Raw genomic sequence first — 2,205 nt, forward strand, 5'->3', positions numbered from 1 at the left:
AAGGTACCGACGGTGTTCTTACGTCACTAGGTAACGGTACTCACACTTTCACGCCAAATGATAACTACAATGGCGAACTTCAACTAACTTTCGATGTTTCTGATGGCACAGATACCAGCAGTGCTGTGATAGATATTGCGATCGCTGCCGTTAATGACGCGCCGATAGCGGGTTCTACGTCCTATTCAGTCAATGAAGAAGGGGTAATTGACATCACAGTGGAACAACTGCTGGCAAATTCGAGTGATGTTGATGGGGAAGCCGTTTCATTAGATTCGGTGACGTATAGTGGAAGCGATGGTATTTTAGCTCTACATGAAAATGGGACATACTACTTCTCGCCAAATGAAAACTTTGATGGTGAAGTCGTTTTGCAAGTTGTGGTTTCTGATGAGTCAGGATTAACGTCTTCAACCACCGCGACTATTGATGTACTCTCCGTCAATGATACCCCGGCTGTGTCCGGCCCAATTGCTTATCAAGTTAACGAAGATAATTCTATTACTTTGTCTCAGGAACAGTTGCTTATCCACGCATCCGATGTTGATGGCGACCAACTCTCAGCTGAAAACCTATACCTAGAAGCATTTGGCACGGTGACCGATGATGGCAACGGAAATTTCACAATCACTCCCGCTGAAAACTTTCATGGACCTTTGTCACTAACATTCGATGTGACTGATGGACAAGAAACCGTCGCAACCGCGCTAAACTTAACGGTTGATCCAGTTAACGACCTTGTCATTGCTCGTGATGACGTCAATTTGTCTAGTGCTGAACCCATGATTCGCTTAGACGTCGCACCAGAGCATGGAGCAGTCCAGTATCTCGATGAAAATGGTGACTGGGCGGATATGGTCATTGGATTGGAATATCCCGCTGACACCGAAGTTCAATTTGTACCAAATACTGTTGAGATTCAATCGGACACTCGTGATATCCGAGTGGGTAGTTTCGACAACGATCCAAACAGCGAAGGTTTTGATGGGACTGCATCGACATCCGATTGGGGTAACGTCGATGGAGACACCGCGACGTACGTTGAAGATGGTATTGTCGTCACAACGGTTGTCAGTGAGGGGGCATTGGCGGCGTGGAATGGTCCCAATAGCCACGTCGGTGCTGGAATAGGTAATCAGTCATCTAATGGACTCAGTGACGATGAAACTCTCACGGTGACAGTTGAAGGAGAAGACGTTAATCAAATTACGTTCCAGCTTGATGGTCTCGGCGGGTATTTTGATGAAACTAGCTCCCACGCAACACAGGTGAACATTACTGCCTATGACTCTGAAGGAAATCTTATCAGCACCCAAGGTGGCTATCGTGAATCTGGGGAATACGAAGATACGTATTCCTTCACAACTGATGTTCCCGTGCATCATTTTGAATTAGGAACGACAGGTGGAAACGGAACCTACGTAGTGCAAAACATGGTTGTCTCGAGAACCATGGCAGAAGAAATTCAGATCACCACCATCCAAGGAGATGGAAGCGAAGTAACAAACACTCTGCAGCTGAACTTAAATCACAGTACTGCTGAGGATACTTTGAATGTCACAGAGCAACTTATCGAAATTGATGACACCATCACTTCAAGAGCAATTGAGGTCGAAGAAGATGGAATACTGACGCTTCAAGCAAGCGATCTTTTAGTGAATGACTCAGATATTGACGGTGATGAGCTGACTTTAGTGAGTGTAACCTCTACTGACGACTCGCACGGAACTGTCAGTCTAGATGAAAACGGACAGATCCAATTCACGCCGGATGCCAACTACAACGGACAAGCTTCATTTGAATATACCGTGACTGACGGGAATGGCTCTTTTGATGCCGCGACCGTTTTTGTCAATGTTACACCAGTCAACGATGGACCTGTTGCCACAGATCTACCATTTACTATTCAAGAAGACGGAACGGTTCGGTTTACCAATGACGATATCTTGTCTGCGACCTCTGATATCGATAATGACGAATTGTCTATTGAGCAAGTGACATACGACGGCACGTCGGGTGTATTAGATAGCCATGGTGATGGTACCTATACTTTTACGCCCAATGAAAATTTCTATGGGGATATCGAGCTGAGTTATTCCGTCAATGACGGATTAGAGTCAAGCTCGGCGAACATCAACGTGACGGTAGAGTCGGTCAATGATCTCCCAGTCTTTGGTACCGCGTCTTACACCGTTGATGAAGACA

Annotated in this window: 1 protein-coding gene; it reads left to right on the forward strand. The window is 45.9% G+C overall.

Translation table 11 applies throughout. The annotated features are described in order from the left end of the window. The coding region (locus tag AWH66_RS12605) for a tandem-95 repeat protein (protein ID WP_143081504.1) at positions 1 to 2,205 on the forward strand (2,205 nt) is incomplete at both ends.

The organism is Vibrio barjaei, from assembly GCF_001639065.2.
Classification (GTDB): Bacteria; Pseudomonadota; Gammaproteobacteria; order Enterobacterales; family Vibrionaceae; genus Vibrio; species Vibrio barjaei.